This window comes from Brevundimonas sp. CEF1 (genome assembly GCF_051353055.1).
Classification (GTDB): domain Bacteria; phylum Pseudomonadota; class Alphaproteobacteria; order Caulobacterales; family Caulobacteraceae; genus Brevundimonas.
Genome location: NZ_CP195593.1, coordinates 783,505 through 800,018, shown reverse-complemented (window position 1 = coordinate 800,018; position 16,514 = coordinate 783,505). Strand labels below are relative to the sequence as shown.

Annotated in this window: 11 protein-coding genes; 4 read left to right on the top strand and 7 right to left on the bottom strand. The window is 68.0% G+C overall.

Annotation, left to right across the window (positions count from 1 at the left end):
- The first annotated feature begins 25 nt into the window (after positions 1–25).
- The 4 genes from ACR9FL_RS04065 to ACR9FL_RS04050 all read left to right on the top strand — a co-directional run bounded on the left by ACR9FL_RS04065 (position 26) and on the right by ACR9FL_RS04050 (position 4,844).
- The gene (locus ACR9FL_RS04065) at positions 26–862 is read left to right on the top strand and encodes an HpcH/HpaI aldolase/citrate lyase family protein (RefSeq protein WP_436357271.1); all 837 of its coding nucleotides are present in this window, start codon (positions 26–28) and stop codon (positions 860–862) included.
- A gap of 213 nt (positions 863–1,075) precedes the next feature.
- Positions 1,076–3,139: a capsular polysaccharide biosynthesis protein gene (locus ACR9FL_RS04060; RefSeq protein ID WP_436357270.1), complete on the top strand. Its 2,064-nt coding sequence runs from the start codon at positions 1,076–1,078 to the stop codon at positions 3,137–3,139.
- Between the two features lie 193 nt (positions 3,140–3,332).
- Entirely contained in the window at positions 3,333–4,478 is a 1,146-nt protein-coding gene (locus ACR9FL_RS04055; protein WP_296176090.1) for a beta-ketoacyl-ACP synthase III, read from the top strand.
- 99 nt (positions 4,479–4,577) lie between these two features.
- A complete protein-coding gene (locus tag ACR9FL_RS04050; protein ID WP_296176092.1) occupies positions 4,578–4,844 on the top strand; it encodes a hypothetical protein in 267 nt (88 codons plus the stop codon).
- An 86-nt stretch (positions 4,845–4,930) separates the two neighbouring features.
- Here ACR9FL_RS04050 and ACR9FL_RS04045 read toward each other — a convergent pair whose 3' ends face one another.
- The 7 genes from ACR9FL_RS04045 to ACR9FL_RS04015 form a co-directional block, all read right to left on the bottom strand.
- A complete protein-coding gene (locus ACR9FL_RS04045; protein ID WP_296176094.1) occupies positions 4,931–5,458 on the bottom strand; it encodes a porin family protein in 528 nt (175 codons plus the stop codon).
- Between the two features lie 230 nt (positions 5,459–5,688).
- Positions 5,689–8,379 carry a pyruvate, phosphate dikinase gene (ppdK, locus tag ACR9FL_RS04040; RefSeq protein ID WP_436357269.1) on the bottom strand — a complete coding sequence of 897 codons (2,691 nt, stop codon included), beginning with the start codon at positions 8,377–8,379 and terminating at the stop codon, positions 5,689–5,691.
- A 286-nt stretch (positions 8,380–8,665) separates the two neighbouring features.
- Positions 8,666–10,759, bottom strand: coding sequence for a glycine--tRNA ligase subunit beta (gene glyS / locus ACR9FL_RS04035; RefSeq protein ID WP_436357268.1), 2,094 nt, complete (start codon positions 10,757–10,759; stop codon positions 8,666–8,668).
- A gap of 153 nt (positions 10,760–10,912) precedes the next feature.
- Entirely contained in the window at positions 10,913–11,800 is an 888-nt protein-coding gene (locus ACR9FL_RS04030) for a glycine--tRNA ligase subunit alpha (protein ID WP_436357266.1), read from the bottom strand.
- 189 nt (positions 11,801–11,989) lie between these two features.
- Positions 11,990–12,847, bottom strand: a complete 858-nt coding sequence (locus ACR9FL_RS04025) for a 4-(cytidine 5'-diphospho)-2-C-methyl-D-erythritol kinase (protein WP_436357265.1) — start codon at positions 12,845–12,847, stop codon at positions 11,990–11,992.
- A 4-nt stretch (positions 12,848–12,851) separates the two neighbouring features.
- Complete coding sequence (locus tag ACR9FL_RS04020; protein WP_436357263.1) at positions 12,852–14,753, bottom strand: tetratricopeptide repeat protein; 1,902 nt, start codon at positions 14,751–14,753, stop codon at positions 12,852–12,854.
- A gap of 40 nt (positions 14,754–14,793) precedes the next feature.
- Positions 14,794–16,443 (bottom strand): electron transfer flavoprotein-ubiquinone oxidoreductase, encoded by a 1,650-nt coding sequence (locus tag ACR9FL_RS04015; RefSeq protein WP_436358116.1) that lies wholly within the window; start codon positions 16,441–16,443, stop codon positions 14,794–14,796.
- Between the last annotated feature and the right edge of the window lie 71 nt (positions 16,444–16,514).

Below are 16,514 nucleotides of genomic sequence, written 5' to 3'. Positions count from 1 at the left end.
GCGCCGAGCAGCCTGGAAGCCTAGCATGAGCCATCCGTCCAAGACGCGCGCCCGCAGCGTCCTCTATCTGCCGGCCTCCAACGCGAGGGCCATGGAGAAGGCCCGCACCCTGAGCTGCGACGTGGCGGTGCTGGATCTTGAGGACGCCGTCGCGCCCGAGATGAAGCTTGAGGCCCGCGCAGCGGCGGTCACGGCGGCGCTTGAGGGCGGCTTCGCTCCTCGCCTGGGCGTGCGGATCAACGGCCAGGACACGCCCTGGGGCGCCGATGACCTGAAGGCCTTGCGCGAGGCCCCGGTCGACCTGATCGTCGCGCCCAAGGTCGAGAGCGCGACCATGATCCACGCCCTGTCGGCGGCCTTGCGCCCCGGCGTCGCCCTGTGGGCCATGATCGAGACGCCGCGCGCCCTGGTGGACCTTAGCGAGATCGCCGGGGCGGACGGGGCGCTGAGCGGCCTGATGCTGGGCGTCAACGACCTGGCCAAGGACCTGAAGACCGGCGCTTCGGCGGATCGGGAGCCGCTCAAGCCCTGGCTGGCGGCGGTCGTGGCCCATGCCCGGGCCAACGGCCTGACGGTCATCGACGGGGTGTTCAACCGCATCCAGGACGAGGCGGGCTTCAAGGCCGAATGCGCGCAGGGGCGGCTGTATGGGTTCGACGGCAAGAGCCTGATCCATCCCTCGCAGATCGAGGGGGCGAACGCGGCGTTCGGCGCGTCGGTCGAAGAGGTGGAATGGGCGCGCAAGGTCGTCGCCGCCTTCGCCACGCCCGAGGCCGAGGGGCTGGGCGTCATCCGCGTCGAGGGGGAGATGGTGGAGCGGCTGCATCTGGCTCAGGCGCAGGCGTTGCTGGCGGGGCTTTAAATCCCTTCTCCCCTTGTGGGAGAAGGTGGCCCGTCAGGGCCGGATGAGGGGTGTCGGCGCAGCGGCCAACTGATCTGTGGCGAAGCCCGACGAACTTATCGGATGGGCGGCGATACACCCCTCATCCGTCAGGCTCCGCCTGCCACCTTCTCCCACAAGGGGAGAAGGAAGAGCGGGGTGGCGCCTTCTGACGGCAGACCTTAGACAACCCCCATGACCGCACCGCTTCCGTCCTCGTCGAAAACCCGCGCCTGGGTCTGTGCGCCGGGGGTGTTGAAGGTGCCGTTTCTGTCGGCATTCCTGCCGGACTACGATCTGTCCGCCCTGCCGGGGGCGCAGACCGAGGCCGTGCTGGGTTGGGGGATGAAGCCGACGGCGGCGGCGGGGCGGCGCTGGGCGGCCAAGCGCGGCAAACCCTATGTGGCGCTAGAGGACGGCTTCCTTCGTTCGGTCGGCATCGGCGAGAGCGGGGCGACCAGCCTGAGCCTGATCGTCGATGATCTGGGCGTCTATTACGACGCGACCCGGCCCAGCCGCCTGGAGCATCTGATTCAGACCGCGCCCGACTGGTGTGACGACGCCATGCAGGGCCGCGCGCGCGGCCTGATCGACCGCATCGTCGCCTCGGGCGTATCCAAGACCAATATGGGCGGGCCGCTGAACGCCAGCCTGCTGAAACCCGGCCGCCGGGTGCTGATCGTGGACCAGACGTTTGGCGACGCCTCCATCGGCTATGGACTGGCGACCGAGGCCAGCTTCTCCGACATGCTGGCGACGGCGCGACGCGACGAGCCGGACGCCCAACTAATCGTCAAGCGCCACCCCGCCGTGGCGGCGGGACGCAAGTCGGGCTGCATCCCCGCCAGCGAACTGGACGGCGTCACCCTGATCGACACCGACGTGCGGCCCGCCGATCTGCTGGCGGCGGTGGACGCGGTCTATGTCGTGACCTCGGCCCTGGGGTTCGAGGCCCTGTTGCGCGGCCTGCCGGTGCGCTGTTTCGGCGCCCCCTTCTATTCGGGCTGGGGCCTGACCACGGATGCGGTTTCGACCGAGCGGCGCGGCGTGGCGCGCGACCTGGAGCAGATCGTGGCGGCGGCCCTGATCGCCTACACCCGCTATGTCGATCCCGTCACCGGCCAGCGCTGCGAGGCCGAGGCGGCGCTGGACCGGCTGATCGCCCTGCGCGATCGGGCCGAGCGGCTGGCGGGCGACTGGGCGGCGGTCGGCTTCGCCCCGGCCAAGCGGCCGCCGGTGCGCCGCCTGCTGAACTCGCCCAAGGGCCGTGTCCGCTATTTCTGGCGGTCCAGCGCCGCCGTCGCTCATGCCCGGGCCACGGACGGCAAGTTGATCTGGTGGGCCGGCAAGGAGACGCCGCAGATCCGCGCCGCCGCCGACGCCTTCGAGGGGCCGGTCGTGCGCATGGAGGACGGCTTCATCCGTTCGCGTGGGCTGGGGTCCGACTTCTTCGGCGCCCTGTCCGTCGCTCTGGATGATCAGGGCGTCTATTACGACCCGACCCGGCCCAGCCGTCTGGAAAGCCTGATCGAGGCGGGCGAGCCGTCGCCGGATCAGGCCGCACGCGCCGAGGCCCTTCGCGCCCGCGTGGTCGAGGCGGGCCTGTCTAAATACAATCTGAAGGGCGCGGGCGTCCCGGCGTCTTGGCCGACCGACCGGCCGATCCTGCTGGTCGTGGGTCAGGTCGAGAACGACCGCTCGATCATGATGGGCTGCGGACCGGACCTGCGCACCAACTCCGGGCTGGTGAAGGCGGCGCGGGCGGATCATCCCGACGCCTTCCTCATCTATCGCAACCACCCCGACGTGACGGCGGGCAACCGGCCCGGCCTGCTGGACCATGCAGCGATGGAGGAGGTCGACGCCTCGGCGGACGATCTGGACATCGTGGACTGCCTGAACGCCTGCGACCGGTTGGCGACGCTGACGTCGCTGAGCGGGTTCGAGGCCCTGATGCGCGGCAAGCCGGTCAGCGTCTATGGCCGCCCCTTCTATGCGGGCTGGGGCCTGACCGACGATCAGCTGATGTTCGAGCGCCGCGCGCGCCGCGCCTCCTTGCAAAGCGTCATCCATGCCGCCCTGATCGGCTATCCGGTCTATGTCACGCCGGACGGCTGGCCTTGCGAGGCCGAGGACCTGGTCGAGGCCCTGATCGCGGCGCGCGACCATCCCCTGCCCGCCCCGCCGCGCGGCCGCGTCAATCGCTGGTGGCGCGGCATAAAAGCCAGTCTCGACCGCAGCCTTCCACCGGCCTATTGAGAAGGTTCGTCATCGCAACGGACCGAGTTCGGCCCGCGAGGCGCCCGAACTTCGCCGCGAGGCGCCGACATAAGACTTGTCGAGCGCCGGGAACCTGATGTTCCCTCATGCAGCGAGGCGACGCGCGCCGAGCCTTAGTAAACACTCCTCAAGCAGCGAGGCGCCGCGCGCCGAGCGATAGGATCCAAGAAGCGTGCAAAAAGCCGTCATCTCCGCCACCGGTCTGTTCACGCCGGAGCAGTCGATCTCGAACGCCGAACTGGTCGCCGCCTACAACGCCTGGGCCGAGGCCTGGAACGCTGAGAACGCCGAGGCCATCGCCGCGGGCGAGCTGGAGTTGAAGACGCCGTCGTCGGAGGCCTTCATCGAGAAGGCGTCGGGCATCAAGTCGCGCTTCGTCATGGACAAGTCGGGCATCATCGACCCCGAGCGGATGCTGCCGCACCTGCCCGCGCGCGGCGACGACGAACTGTCGATCCTGGCCGAAATGGCCGTGAAGGCTGCGCAGGACGCCATCAAGGCCTGGGGCAAGCCGGTCAGCGAGATCGGCGCCGTCATCTGCGCCGCGTCCAACATGCAGCGCCCCTACCCCGCCATGGCCATCGAGGTGCAGCAGGCGCTGGGGATCGAGGGCTTCGCCTTTGACATGAACGTGGCCTGCTCCTCGGCCACCTTCGGCATCAAGACGGCGGCGGACTTTGTAGCCTCGGGCTCGGTCAAGGCCGTGCTGATGGTCAACCCGGAGATCTGCTCGGCCCACCTGAACTTCAAGGACCGCGACAGCCACTTTATCTTCGGCGACGTGGCCACCGCCGTCATCGTCGAGGCCGAGGATCAGGCCGGACCGGGCGGCTGGGACATCGTCGGCACGCGGTTGAAGACCAGCTTCTCGAACAACATCCGCAACAATTTCGGCTTCCTGAACCGCGCCGCCCTGCCGACGGGCGCGAACGAGCCGATCTCGTCCGACGGCCTGAGCGACAAGATGTTCGTCCAGCAGGGCCGCAAGGTCTTCAAGGAGGTCGTGCCCATGGTCTCGGAGATGATCCTGGACCACGCCGCCGAACTGAACCTGGACCCGCACGGCCTGAAGCGCATGTGGCTGCACCAGGCCAACATCAACATGAACACCCTGATCGGCAAGAAGGTGCTGGGCCGCGAGCCCGAGCCGAGCGAGAACGTCATCATCCTGGATGACTACGCCAACACATCATCCGCCGGGTCGATCATCGCCTTCCACCTGCACCATGACGGCTTCGCTCCGGGCGACACGGGCCTGATCTGCAGCTTCGGCGCGGGCTACTCGGCGGGCACGGTTTTTGTGCAAAAACGCCCCTGAGGCCAGATAACGGGAATCATTATTTCCCGTCGCGCTTGCACTGTTCGGAATTTTTTGCAAACCGTTACAGGTATTGAGAACGAGGGGGATGGCGCCCGAATGACTCAGACCGTTTCACCGTGGGCTGAAAAGCTCAGCGATCCGTTGGCCCATGACGTGGCCACGGTGCTGAAACATATGGGCGGATCGGCCCATCAGGACATCGTGGTCAACTGCGTGGCGGCGCTGAAACGCCAGCGCGGCGAGTCCGTGACCCAGGACCTCAAGGCCAAGATCGTGGAAGTGTTCGAACGCTACCGCGACTTCTTCATCAAGCCGTTCGGCGAGAACTCGCTGCGTTGGGCCCTGGCCCCTGGCCTGGCCTAAACCGCCCCTTCAGACCAACGAAAAGGCCCGCTCCTTGCAGAGCGGGCCTTCGTCGTATCCAGCGCCAGACTGGACGTCAGACAAACTTAGAAGCGACGCACGTAGCTGACCGAATAGGCGTCGGCCTCACCCGCGTTGTCGCGGAAGTCGCGACGGGTCCAGTCGGCGCGGACGCCGTTCTTGCCGTCCAGATAGTAGTTGGCGCCGACGCCGTAGTTCCAGCTGTCGCCGCCCACGTCGGTGTTGGCGCCGGGGAACTCCTGCTTCAGTTCGGTGTGGCCGTAACCGCCGCGCGCGAACAGCTCCAGCTTGTCGCTGACCGGATACTTGCCGACCACGTAGCCGGCGGCGTCCCACTCGTGCTTGATCGAGCCATCGACGCCGGCGACGGTGAAGTCGTCGTCCTTGACGCCGACCGAGGCCTCGGTCTCGACGGCCAGGTAGCGGTTCAGGTTGACGCCCAGGCGGCCGGTGACGGCGCCGGTCGTGGCGGAGTCGCCTTCAACATGGGTATAGCCCAGCGAACCGTATCCGCGCGGCTCGGGGTTCGACTGCGCAAAGGCCGGAGCGGCGATTGCAGAAACGGCGGCGGCGGCGAGAAGAATGTTACGCATTGTTTCTATAACTCCTAGTAATCCTAGATGCGGTGACTTCTGCGGCCACCGGCCCCATCCAGCGAGAAGTTAAATGGCTACCTAGCCAAGCCGTTCCAGAGGCAAACGAATACACAGGAATGACCGTGGGCATACAGACACACACAGCGTTACGCTGATCGTGACCTCAATCCGGCACGAAAAAGGCGACCCCGAGGGACCGCCTTTGCACGCTCAAGCCTGAAGGGGCTCTAGCGGTCCTTTTCGCGCTCTTCGCCCGAGCGGGCAGCCAGCGCCGCCTGGGCCGCCGCCAGACGGGCGATCGGCACGCGGTAGGGGGAGCAGGAAACGTAGTCGAGGCCCACGCTCTCGCAGAAGGCGATGGAGGACGGATCGCCGCCATGCTCGCCGCAGATGCCCATCTTCATGCCCGGCTTGACCGATCGGCCGCGTTCCTCAGCGATGCGGATCAGGTCGCCCACGCCGCTCTGGTCCAGACGGACGAAGGGGTCGGTCTCGAAGATGCCCTTGTCCAGATAGGCCTGCAGGAAGCGGCCCGAGTCGTCGCGGCTGATGCCGAAGGTCGTCTGGGTCAGGTCGTTGGTGCCGAAGCTGAAGAACTCGGCGTGCTCGGCCAGGTCGGCTGCACGCAGAGCGGCGCGCGGCAGTTCGACCATGGTGCCGACCAGGTATTCGACGTGATCCCCGGCCGCCTCGAACACGGCCTTGGCCGTGCGGTCAGTCAGTTCGCGCAGGTATTTCATCTCCAGGCCCAGGGCGACCAGAGGGTGCATGATCTCCGGGATCGGAGCGACACCCGACGCCGTCTTGACCTCCAGCGCCGCCTCCAGGATGGCGCGGACCTGCATCTCGTAGATCTCGGGATAGGCCACGCCCAGGCGGCAGCCGCGGTGGCCGAGCATGGGGTTGGTCTCATGCAGTTCACGCGCGCGACGCTTCAGCTTCTCGGCGTCCAGACCCGAACCGGCGGCCAGGGCGTCGATGTCGGCGTCGGTGTGCGGGATGAACTCGTGCAGCGGCGGGTCCAGCAGGCGGACCGTCACCGGCAGGCCGCTCATGATGGTGAACAGCTCGACGAAGTCCGACTTCTGGAAGGGGGCGATCTTGGCCAGGGCGGCGCGGCGGCCCTGTTCGTCGTCGGCCAGGATCATCTCGCGCACGGCGGCGATGCGGGCCTCGTCGAAGAACATGTGCTCGGTGCGGCACAGGCCGATGCCCTCGGCGCCGAAGCCGCGCGCGGTGCGGGCGTCCAGCGGGGTCTCGGCGTTGGCGCGGACCTTCAGACGGCGCACGCCGTCGGCCCAGGCCATCAGGGTCTGGAAGTCGCCCGTCAGTTCCGGCTCGATCATCGGCACGGCGCCGTCCAGCACCTCGCCCTTGCCGCCGTCGATGGTGATGACTTCGCCCGCCTTGAAGACGCGGCCGCGCGCGGTGAAGGTCCCGGCCTTCTCATTGATCGAAATTTCACCGGCGCCGGAGACGCAAGGCCGGCCCATGCCGCGCGCCACGACCGCCGCGTGGCTGGTCATGCCGCCGCGCGCCGTGACGATGCCGCGCGCCGCGTGCATGCCGTGGATGTCCTCGGGGCTGGTTTCCTCGCGCACCAGGATGACGGCGTCGCCCTGCTGGGCCAGACGCTCGGCCTCGTCGGCGTCGAAGACGATCTTGCCGGTGGCCGCGCCGGGCGACGCCGGCAGGCCCGCGGCCACCACCGAACGGGCGGCGTCAGGGTCCAGGGTCGGGTGCAGCAGTTGGTCCAGAGCAGCAGGCTCGACCCGCGACACGGCCTCTTCCTGCGCGATGACGCCTTCCGAGGCCAGATCGACGGCGATCTTCAGTGCCGACTTGGCTGTGCGCTTGCCGTTGCGGGTCTGCAGCATCCACAGACGGCCCTGCTCGACCGTGAACTCGATGTCCTGCATGTCGCGATAGTGGCTTTCCAGCCGGTTCACGACGTCGACGAACTGACCGAAGACGACCGGCATGGCCTCTTCCATCGAAGGGGCGGTCTCGCCCATTTCCTCGCGGCCCGCCTTGGTCAGGGACTGCGGCGTGCGGATGCCCGCGACCACGTCCTCGCCCTGGGCGTTGATCAGGAACTCGCCATAGAGGCGCGCCTCGCCGGTCGAGGGGTTGCGGGTGAAGGCGACGCCGGTGGCCGAGGTCTCGCCCATGTTGCCGAACACCATGGACTGGATGTTGACGGCCGTGCCCCAGCTTTCGGGGATGTCGTGCATGCGGCGATAGAATTTCGCGCGGTCGTTCATCCAGCTGGCGAAGACGGCCGAGACGGCGCCCCACAACTGGTCATGCGGGTCCTGCGGGAAGGGCTGGCCCAGTTCACGTTCGACCAGGACCTTGTAGTCGGCGACGACCTTTTCCCAGTTCTCGGCGGTCAGGTCGGTGTCGATCGAGACGCCCAGACGATCCTTGTGGTCGTCCAGAACCTCTTCGAACTGATCGTGGCCGATGCCCAGCACCACGTTGGAATACATGGTGATGAAACGACGATAGCTGTCGAAGGCGAAGCGGCGGTCGCCGGACAGGGCGGCCAGACCCTCGACCGTCTGGTCGTTCAGGCCCAGGTTCAGCACCGTGTCCATCATCCCCGGCATCGAGGCCCGCGCGCCCGAGCGCACCGAGACCAGCAGGGGGTTGGCGGCGTCGCCGAAGGTCTTGCCGACAATGCCCTCGACGGTCTTCAGGCCGGCGGCGGCCTGTGCGGCCAGCTCGGCCGGATAGGTCTCTTCGTGGGAGTAGTAGTGGACGCAGGCTTCCGTCGTGATCGTGAAGCCGGGCGGCACCGGAAGGCCGAGCGAGGACATCTCGGCCAGGTTCGCGCCCTTGCCGCCGAGAAGGTTCTTCATCGACGCATCGCCGTCAGCCGAGCCGCCGCCGAAGCCGTACACCCACTTGGTCATCTTGCCGTCCCTGAGCCGTGGTCTAGCCGCCGAGGGATTGAGTCCCGCGCACGGTGGCCCTCACTAGCGCGCTGCACCTGCGAAGGCGAGGCCGGGGGCGTAACAATCCGTGAGAGGATGTATCTCTTTTCCTTCTCCCCTTGTGGGAGAAGGTGGCCCGCCAGGGCCGGATGAGGGGTCTCTCCGCCACGAAAAAGGGCTGCGTGACTGTGACGTCGCGCAACCCCTCATCCGTCAGCCTTCGGCTGCCACCTTCTCCCGCAAGGGGAGAAGGATCATTGGCGCCTCAGCCTGCGATCTGGCCGAAGTCCGCCACTCGGCCCATCACCGCGCGCACCTGACCCAGCAGCTTCAGGCGGTTTTCACGCTCCTCGGCCACGTCGGAGTTGACCATGACGCCGGTGAAGAAGGCGTCCACCGGACCGCGCAGGGCGGCCAGGGCCGTCATGGCGGCGGCGAAGTCTTCGGTCTCCAGCGCGGCGTCCACAGCGGTCGAGGCGGCGGCGGCGGCGAAGGCCAGCGCGGTTTCTTCCGCCGGCTGGTTGGCCAGGCCGGTGGCGACGGCGCCCTCGGGCAGCGGGCCTTTCTTCTCCTCGGCCTTGAGGATGTTGGAAGCCCGCTTGTAGCCCGCCAGCAGGTTGGCCCCGTCGTCCGTGGCGAGGAAGGCGGCCAGCGCCTCCACCCGACGCACGATCCGCACCAGATCGTCGTCGCCCAGAGCGAAGACAGCGGCCACGAGGTCGTGACGTTGCCCCTGATCGCGCAGAAGGACGGTCAGGCGGTCGGCGAAGAAGGCTAGAACCTCGTAGGTCAATCCCTCTGCAGAAGGGAACGTCTTGAATTGCTCTAGCGATTGGTCCGCTGCGAGGTACTCGTTGTAGGCATTGAGAATGTGGTCGAGAACGACATCCTCCAGTTGCACCGAAACCCCGTTCTCCAGCACCAGCCGGATCACGCCCAGCGCGGCGCGGCGCAGAGCGTAGGGGTCGCGTGAGCCGGTGGGCTTTTCGTCGATGGCGAAGAAGCCGACCAGGGTGTCCAGCTTCTCGGCGATGGCGACGGCGACCGTGACCGGGGCGGTCGGGACGCTGTCGCCCGGACCTTGCGGCTTGTAGTGGTCGCGCACGGCGTCGGCGACGGCGTCGGGGTAGCCGGCCAGACGGGCGTAGTAGCCGCCCATGACGCCCTGCAGTTCCGGGAACTCGCTGACCATGCCCGAGGCCAGATCGGCCTTGGACAGGCGCGCGGCCTGTTCGGCCTGATCGGCGTCGGCGCCGACCAGAGGAGCGATCTCGCGGGCCAGCGCTGTGATGCGGTCGACACGCTCGGCCAGCGTGCCCAGCTTGGCGTGGAAGGTGACGCCCTTCAGCTTGTCGTTCCAGGCGTCGAAGCCGACCTTCTGGTCCTCGTCCCAGAAGAAGCGGGCGTCGTTCAGGCGGGCCGACAGGACGCGGCTGTTGCCGGCGGCCAGAGCCTGACCGCCGTCGGTCGCCTCGACGTTGGCGACGACGAGGAAGTTGGGGGCGAGACCGTCCTTGGCCGGGTCGCGCACGGCGAAATACTTCTGGTGCACCTTCATCGACAGGCGGACCACTTCGGGCGGCAGGGACAGGAACTGCGGGTCCATGTCGCCCAGGATCGGCGTCGGCCATTCGGCCAGGCCGGCGACCTCGTCCAGCAGGCCGTCGTCATCGACCAGAGCCAGACCGCGCGCGGCGCAGGCGGCCTTGGCCCCGTCCAGAATCCGCAGCTTGCGGTCGGCCACGTCGATCAGGACGAAGTCCTTTTCCAGCTTGGCGCGGTAGTCGGCGAAGTCCTTGACCGCGAACGGCTTGCCGCTGCCGAGGAAGCGATGACCCTCGGTCACGTCGCCCGATTGGATGCCGTCGATCTCGAACGGCACCACCGCCCCGTCGAACAGGGCGATGATGCGCTTGATCGGGCGCACCCAGCGCAGGGTGCCCGTGCCCCAGCGCATCGACTTGGGCCAGGGGAAGCTGCGGACGATCTGATCGACGGCCTCGGCGAAGACCTCGGTCGTCTGACGGCCCTTGCTGCTGATCTCGGCGAACCAGACGCCGTCGCGCTCGACCAGTTGGTCCTGCGTCAGGCCGGTCTTGCGCAGGAAGCCTTCCAGCGCCTGAGCCGGCGCCGAGATCTTGGGACCCTTGACCTCTTCGTTGCGGTCTTCGGCGGCGGTCGGCAGGCCGTCGATCACAAGGGTCAGGCGACGCGGACCGGCGAAGACGTTCAGCGCCTCCCAGGTCAGGCCCGCCGCCTTCAGACGATCGGAGACCATGCGTTCCAGGTCGCGCGCAGCGCCCTGCTGCATGCGGGCGGGGATTTCTTCGGAGAAGATTTCGAGAAGAAGCTGGGGCATTCGATTAAATTCCGTCATCCCCGGACAAGTCGCGGAGCGACGCCGATCCGGGGACCCAGACGGCGGAGTTCAAAGCAGAAGGAGCCGTGCGGAGCGCCGACGCCTGGGTTCCGGGTTCGGCTGCGCCGCCCCGGAATGACGGCAGGGAGAGGCTCACGACGTCGCCTTCTCGTGTTCGACCTGAGCCAGAGCGCAGGCTTTGCAAAGGTCGCGGATGCGGCCGATGTAGCTCTGGCGTTCGGCGACGGCGATGGCGCCGCGGGCGTCCATCAGGTTGAACAGGTGCGAGGCCTTCAGCACCTGATCATAGGCGGGCAGGACCAGAGGCTGGCCCTGCGGCCCCTTCATGGTCAGGAAGTGGGCGGCCTCGCGCTCCATGTCCTCGAAGCGGCGCTTCAGCGCGGCGACGTCATAGCCGTGGAAGTTGGCTTCGGACTGCTGACGCTCGTTCTCGAGGAAGACCTCGCCGTAGGTCAGGCCTTCCTTATTGAACTTCAGGTCATAGACGTTGTCGACGCCCTGAACATACATGGCCAGACGCTCCAGCCCGTAGGTCAGCTCGCCCGAGACCACGTCGACCTCGATGCCGCCGACGCCCTGGAAATAGGTGAACTGCGTCACCTCCATGCCGTCGCACCAGACCTCCCAGCCCAGGCCCCAGGCCCCGACGGTGGGGTTTTCCCAGTCGTCCTCGACAAAGCGGATGTCGTGCAGCTTGGGGTCGATGCCGATGGCGGCCAGCGAGCCGAGGTACAGCTCCTGCAGGTTGTCCGGGTTCGGCTTCAGGATGACCTGATACTGGTAGTAGTGCTGCAGCCGGTTGGGGTTTTCGCCATAGCGGCCATCGCCGGGACGGCGCGACGGCTGGACATAGGCGGCCTTCCACGGCTTGGGACCAAGCGCCCGCAGCACCGTGGCCGGGTGCAGGGTGCCGGCGCCGACCTCGATGTCATAAGGCTGCAAAATGGCGCAGCCCTGCTCGCCCCAGTATTTGTGCAGGGTCAGGATCAGGTCCTGGAAGGATAGGGGTTCGGTCGTCACGACGGCTCGTTTTCGCAGCGCAAAATTTGAGCGCGGACCCTAGAGGGCGGCGGGGCTGAGTTCAACCGGAGGCCCCCTCCATTCCGTCATCCCGGCCAAGCGGCGCAGCCGCGCCGAGCCGGGGATCGCCCAAGACGCCGGCGCTTCCTGCGGTCCCGGATAAGCGCTGCGCGCTTTCCGGGATGACGGTCAGTGAAGGATGCAGGGCCTGGCCCACCAGCCGGGGCGTTGCAGGGCCACCGCCGCCGCCTTCGCCGCCGCCACGTCGTCGAACAGGCCGAAGACCGTGGCGCCCGAGCCCGACATCCGCGTCAAGCGACAGCCGGGCGCTGCGCGCATGGCCGTCAGCGCCTCCCCTATGCCCGGCGTGACACGCAGGGCGGGGGCTTCCAGATCATTGCGCTGGGCCTTCAACCAGTCGATCACGGCGGCGGGCGACCAGTCGGCAGGGGCGTCCGGGCAGTCGGCGCCGCCAGCGGGCGCGTCGTCATAGGCGCGATAGACCGCCCCCGTCGGCGACGGCAGGCCGGGGTTCAGCAGGACGGCGTGCAGCGGCGGCAGGCGCGGCTCGTCGCGCAGGTCGTCGCCTCGGCCCGTCGCCCAGGCCGGGCGGGCGCGCAGACACATGGGACCATCGGCGCCGACCACGCCCGCGACGGCTTCCAGCGCCGCCTCGTCCAGATCGAGGTCCAACAGTTGCGCCGCCAACCGGATGGCCGTGCCGGCGTCGGCCGAGCCGCCGCCCAGACCGGCCGCGATGGGCAGTTGCTTGTCCAGCGTCACCGCCACCGGCGGCGCGTCGATCCCGACGGCCTCGCCCAGCGCCCGCAGGCCGCGCAAAATCAGGTTGTCGCCCTCGCCCGCCAGAGCCCCGCCGAAAGGGCCGGTCACGCTCAGGGACAGGGCGTCGGCGCGCGCGACCGTCACCCCGTCGCCCACGTCGGCGAAGGCGACCAGACTGGCCAGGGGGTGATAGCCGTCGTCGGCCACGCGCCCGACGTGCAGGAAGAGGTTGATCTTGGCCGGCGCCAGGCCGCTCAGCGTCATTGGATCAGTCCGCGACGCCCGCGCCGCTGTCGTCGGTCGGTTCCTGGCCCAGCTTGTCGCGCAGCTTGGCCTCGACCTCGGCCTTGCGCTCGGCCTCGACCTCCAGGGTCAGGACGCGGTTCCACTGGAAGCCCGCCTCGCGCTGACGGCCCACGGCCCAGTAGGCGTCGCCCAGGTGGTCGTTGATCTCGGCGTTGGCGGGCTCCTTGGCCACAGCCTCCTCCAGCGTCGTCACCGCCACGTCGAACTGGCCCCGGCGATACTGGGCCCACCCCAGCGAGTCCTGGATATTGCCGTCCGAGGGGTCGGCGGCATGGGCGCGCGCGATCATCTCGGCCCCCTGCTCCACCCGCGTTCCGCTGTCGACCCACAGGTAGCCGAGGTAGTTCAACACGGTCGGATTGTTCGGCTGCTTCTGCAGGGCGGCCCACAGTTCCGCCTCGGCCTCGGGCTTGCGGTTCAGGGCCTCATAGGCGGCGCCGCGCAGGAAGTTCACCTCGAACCCCTGGTCGGCGACATTGAGCAGAGGGCCGTTCAACACCGTCAGCGCCTCGTCATATCGCTTCATCTGCACCAGTTGACCGGCCAGCAGATAGGCGATGCTGGCCTCATTCGGGCGCGTATCGGCGGCACGGCGCAGTTCGGCCAGGGCTTCGTCGGCCAGTCCGTCCTTTTCAAAGCTGAGCGCGCTCTGGACGCGAGCGGCGGCGTACAGCTCCGCGTCCTGGGCGCCCACCTGGGCCAGGGCCGCGCGCGCCGCCGGCTCGAGCTCAGCCTGCTGCAAGGTCTGGCCGATCAGGAAACGGTTCTCATTGGTGGGTTCAAGATTGAGCGCCAGCCTGAGATAGACCACGCCGAACTCCAGAACCCGCTGGGCGATGATCTGATCGGCGGCCGTCTTCAGCGCCAGGGCCGCGCCCTGGCGATAGGTCGGAGCCGCGGGCGGGCGCCCCTTGGCCAGCACCCGCGCGCGCGCGGACAGCGTCATCCGATCGGTCGCGCCCGCCGTGACGGCGGCGTCATACTGCGCCAGAGCCTCGTCACGCTTGCCGCGCCGCTCCAAGAACTCGCCATAGGGCAGACGGAACAGACGCGAGGCCAGGGCGTGGCTGGTCAGATCGCGCCATTCGGCGTCAGCCTCATCATAACGGCGCCGCATTTCCAGCAGCCGGGCGCGATTGGCGCGCGCCACCAGGGTGCTGATCGGGTCGAGATCGGTCGGCGGAACCGCCAGGGCGCGATCCCAGTCGCCCGCCGCCGCCGCGATCCACGGCGCGACATAGAGACCCGCGCGCCTGTGCGGATCACCGATGGGGCCGGACTTCAGCATGGCGTTGGCCTGGCGCGCATCGCCGTGGACGAAGGTCTGCACCGCCGCGACCAGACGCCCGGCCTGAACGATGACCGGCGAGACGCCCTCCCCTTCCGGCGCGATCCGGGCGGCGACATCAAGGTCGCCGGCCAGCAGCGAGGCCGTGAAGGCCTGTTCGCGCACGCGCGGCTGCTCCGGGGTCAGGGCCTCGACCCGCGCCAGATAGTCGGCGCCGGTCTCGCTCTCGCCGCTGGTCAGGGCGTTGCGGCCCGCCAGGTAGAAGCCGTAGGCGCTGCGTCCCTCGGCGTCGGTGGGAATGGGGGCCCAGATCGCCGGGATGGGCGGGGTCTCCGGCGTCGCCGGTTCGTCGGCGATGATGATTTCAGGATCTTGGCTTTCGGCGTCAGCCGGGACAGCCGCGTCCGGCTCCGGGGACGGCTCGACCTCGACAGCCGGCTCAGTCTGCTGCGGCGTGACCTCGACGGGCGGCGTCTCCTGGGCCAGAGACGGCGCGGCCGCCCCCAGGGCGATCAGGGAAGCGGCGGCGAACAGGGCGGAGCGGCGGAAGGCGAAGCGCATGGGCGGACCCTTCACGCTTTCCCTTCCGCCCGCAAGGGGCTGAAACCCCTCGGCCTTACATGTTCGGGTAGTTGGGGCCGCCGCCGCCTTCCGGCGTGGTCCAGACGATGTTCTGCGACGGGTCCTTGATGTCGCAGGTTTTGCAGTGGACGCAGTTCTGGGCGTTGATCTGGAAGCGCGGGTTCTGGCCCTGTTCGTCGGTCAGCACCTCATAGACGCCCGCCGGGCAATAAAGCCGCGCCGGTTCGCCGTACTTGGGCAGGTTGACCTCGATCGGCACAGAGGCGTTCAGCAGTTTCAGGTGGGCCGGCTGGTCCTCGGCGTGGTTGGTGTTCGAGATGAAGACCGAGGACAGCTTGTCGAACGACAGCTTGCCGTCCGGCTTGGGATAGGTGATCGGCTTGAAGTCCTTGGCCAGACCGGTCGAGGCCGCGTCCGTCTTGGTGTGCCTCATGGTGCCGAAGAAGGAGAAGCCGCCCGTCAGGTGGTTGATCCACATGTCGAACATGCTGACCGCCCCGCCCATCATGGTGCCCAGCTTTGACAGCATGGGCTTGGCGTTGCGGACGACCTTCAGTTCCTTATAGACCCACGACGCCTTGTAGGCCTCTTCATAGGCCTCCAGCACGTCGCCCTCGCGGCCCAAGATCACGGCCTCATAGGCGGCGTCGGCGGCCAACATGCCGGTCTTCATGGCGTTGTGGCTGCCCTTGATGCGCGGCACGTTCACAAAGCCCGCCGAGCAGCCGATCAGGGCGCCGCCGGGGAAGGCCAGCTTGGGCACCGACTGGAAACCGCCCTCGGTGATGGCGCGGGCGCCGTAGGAGATGCGCGTGCCGCCCTCCAGATGCTCGGCGATGGCCGGGTGGTGCTTGAACTGCTGGAACTCGTCGAAAGGCGACAGATAGGGGTTCTGGTAGTTCAGGTGGACCACGAAGCCGACCGACACATAGCGATCGCCGAAGTGGTAGAGGAAAGACCCGCCGCCGGTCTTGTCGTCCAGCGGCCAGCCGGTCGTGTGCTGGACCAGACCGGGCTGATGCTTGTCCGCCGGAATCTGCCACAGCTCCTTCAGGCCGATGCCGAACTTCTGCGGGTCCGAGTTCGCGGTCAGGTCGTGGCGGGCCATGATGGTCTTGGCCAGCGAGCCGCGCACGCCCTCGGCGATGAAGACATACTTGCCGTGCAACTCGAGACCGGGCTGAAACTCGCCGGTCGGCTTGCCCTCACGGTCGATGCCGAAGACGCCGGCGACGACGCCCTTCACCCGACCGGACGGCTCATCCCAGACGACGTGGCTGGCGGCCATGCCGGGATAGACCTCGACGCCCAGGGCCTCGGCCTGCTCGCCCAGCCAGCGCGCCACGTTGCCCAGGGAGGCGATGTAACAGCCGTGGTTGTGCATGAAGGGCGGCATGGCGAACATGGGTAGCGAGGCCTGCCCCTGCGGACCCAGCACCAGGAACTTGTCCGTCTTGACCGGGGTCTCCAGCGGCGCGCCGCGTTCCTTCCAGTCGGGGAAGAGTTCGTTCAGGGCCTTGGGGTCGATCACGGCGCCCGACAGGATATGGCCGCCGATCTCGGCCGATTTCTCCAGCACAGCGACGGAAATCTCCTTGCCATCCTTCTCGGCGCGCTGCTTCAGCCGGATGGCGGCCGACAGGCCGGCAGGTCCGCCGCCGACGATGACGACATCATACTCCATGACCTCGCGCTCGACGCCTTCCAGCGCTTCCGCAGGCGGCAGCTTGTCGATCACGGCTTCCTGCCAGGCGT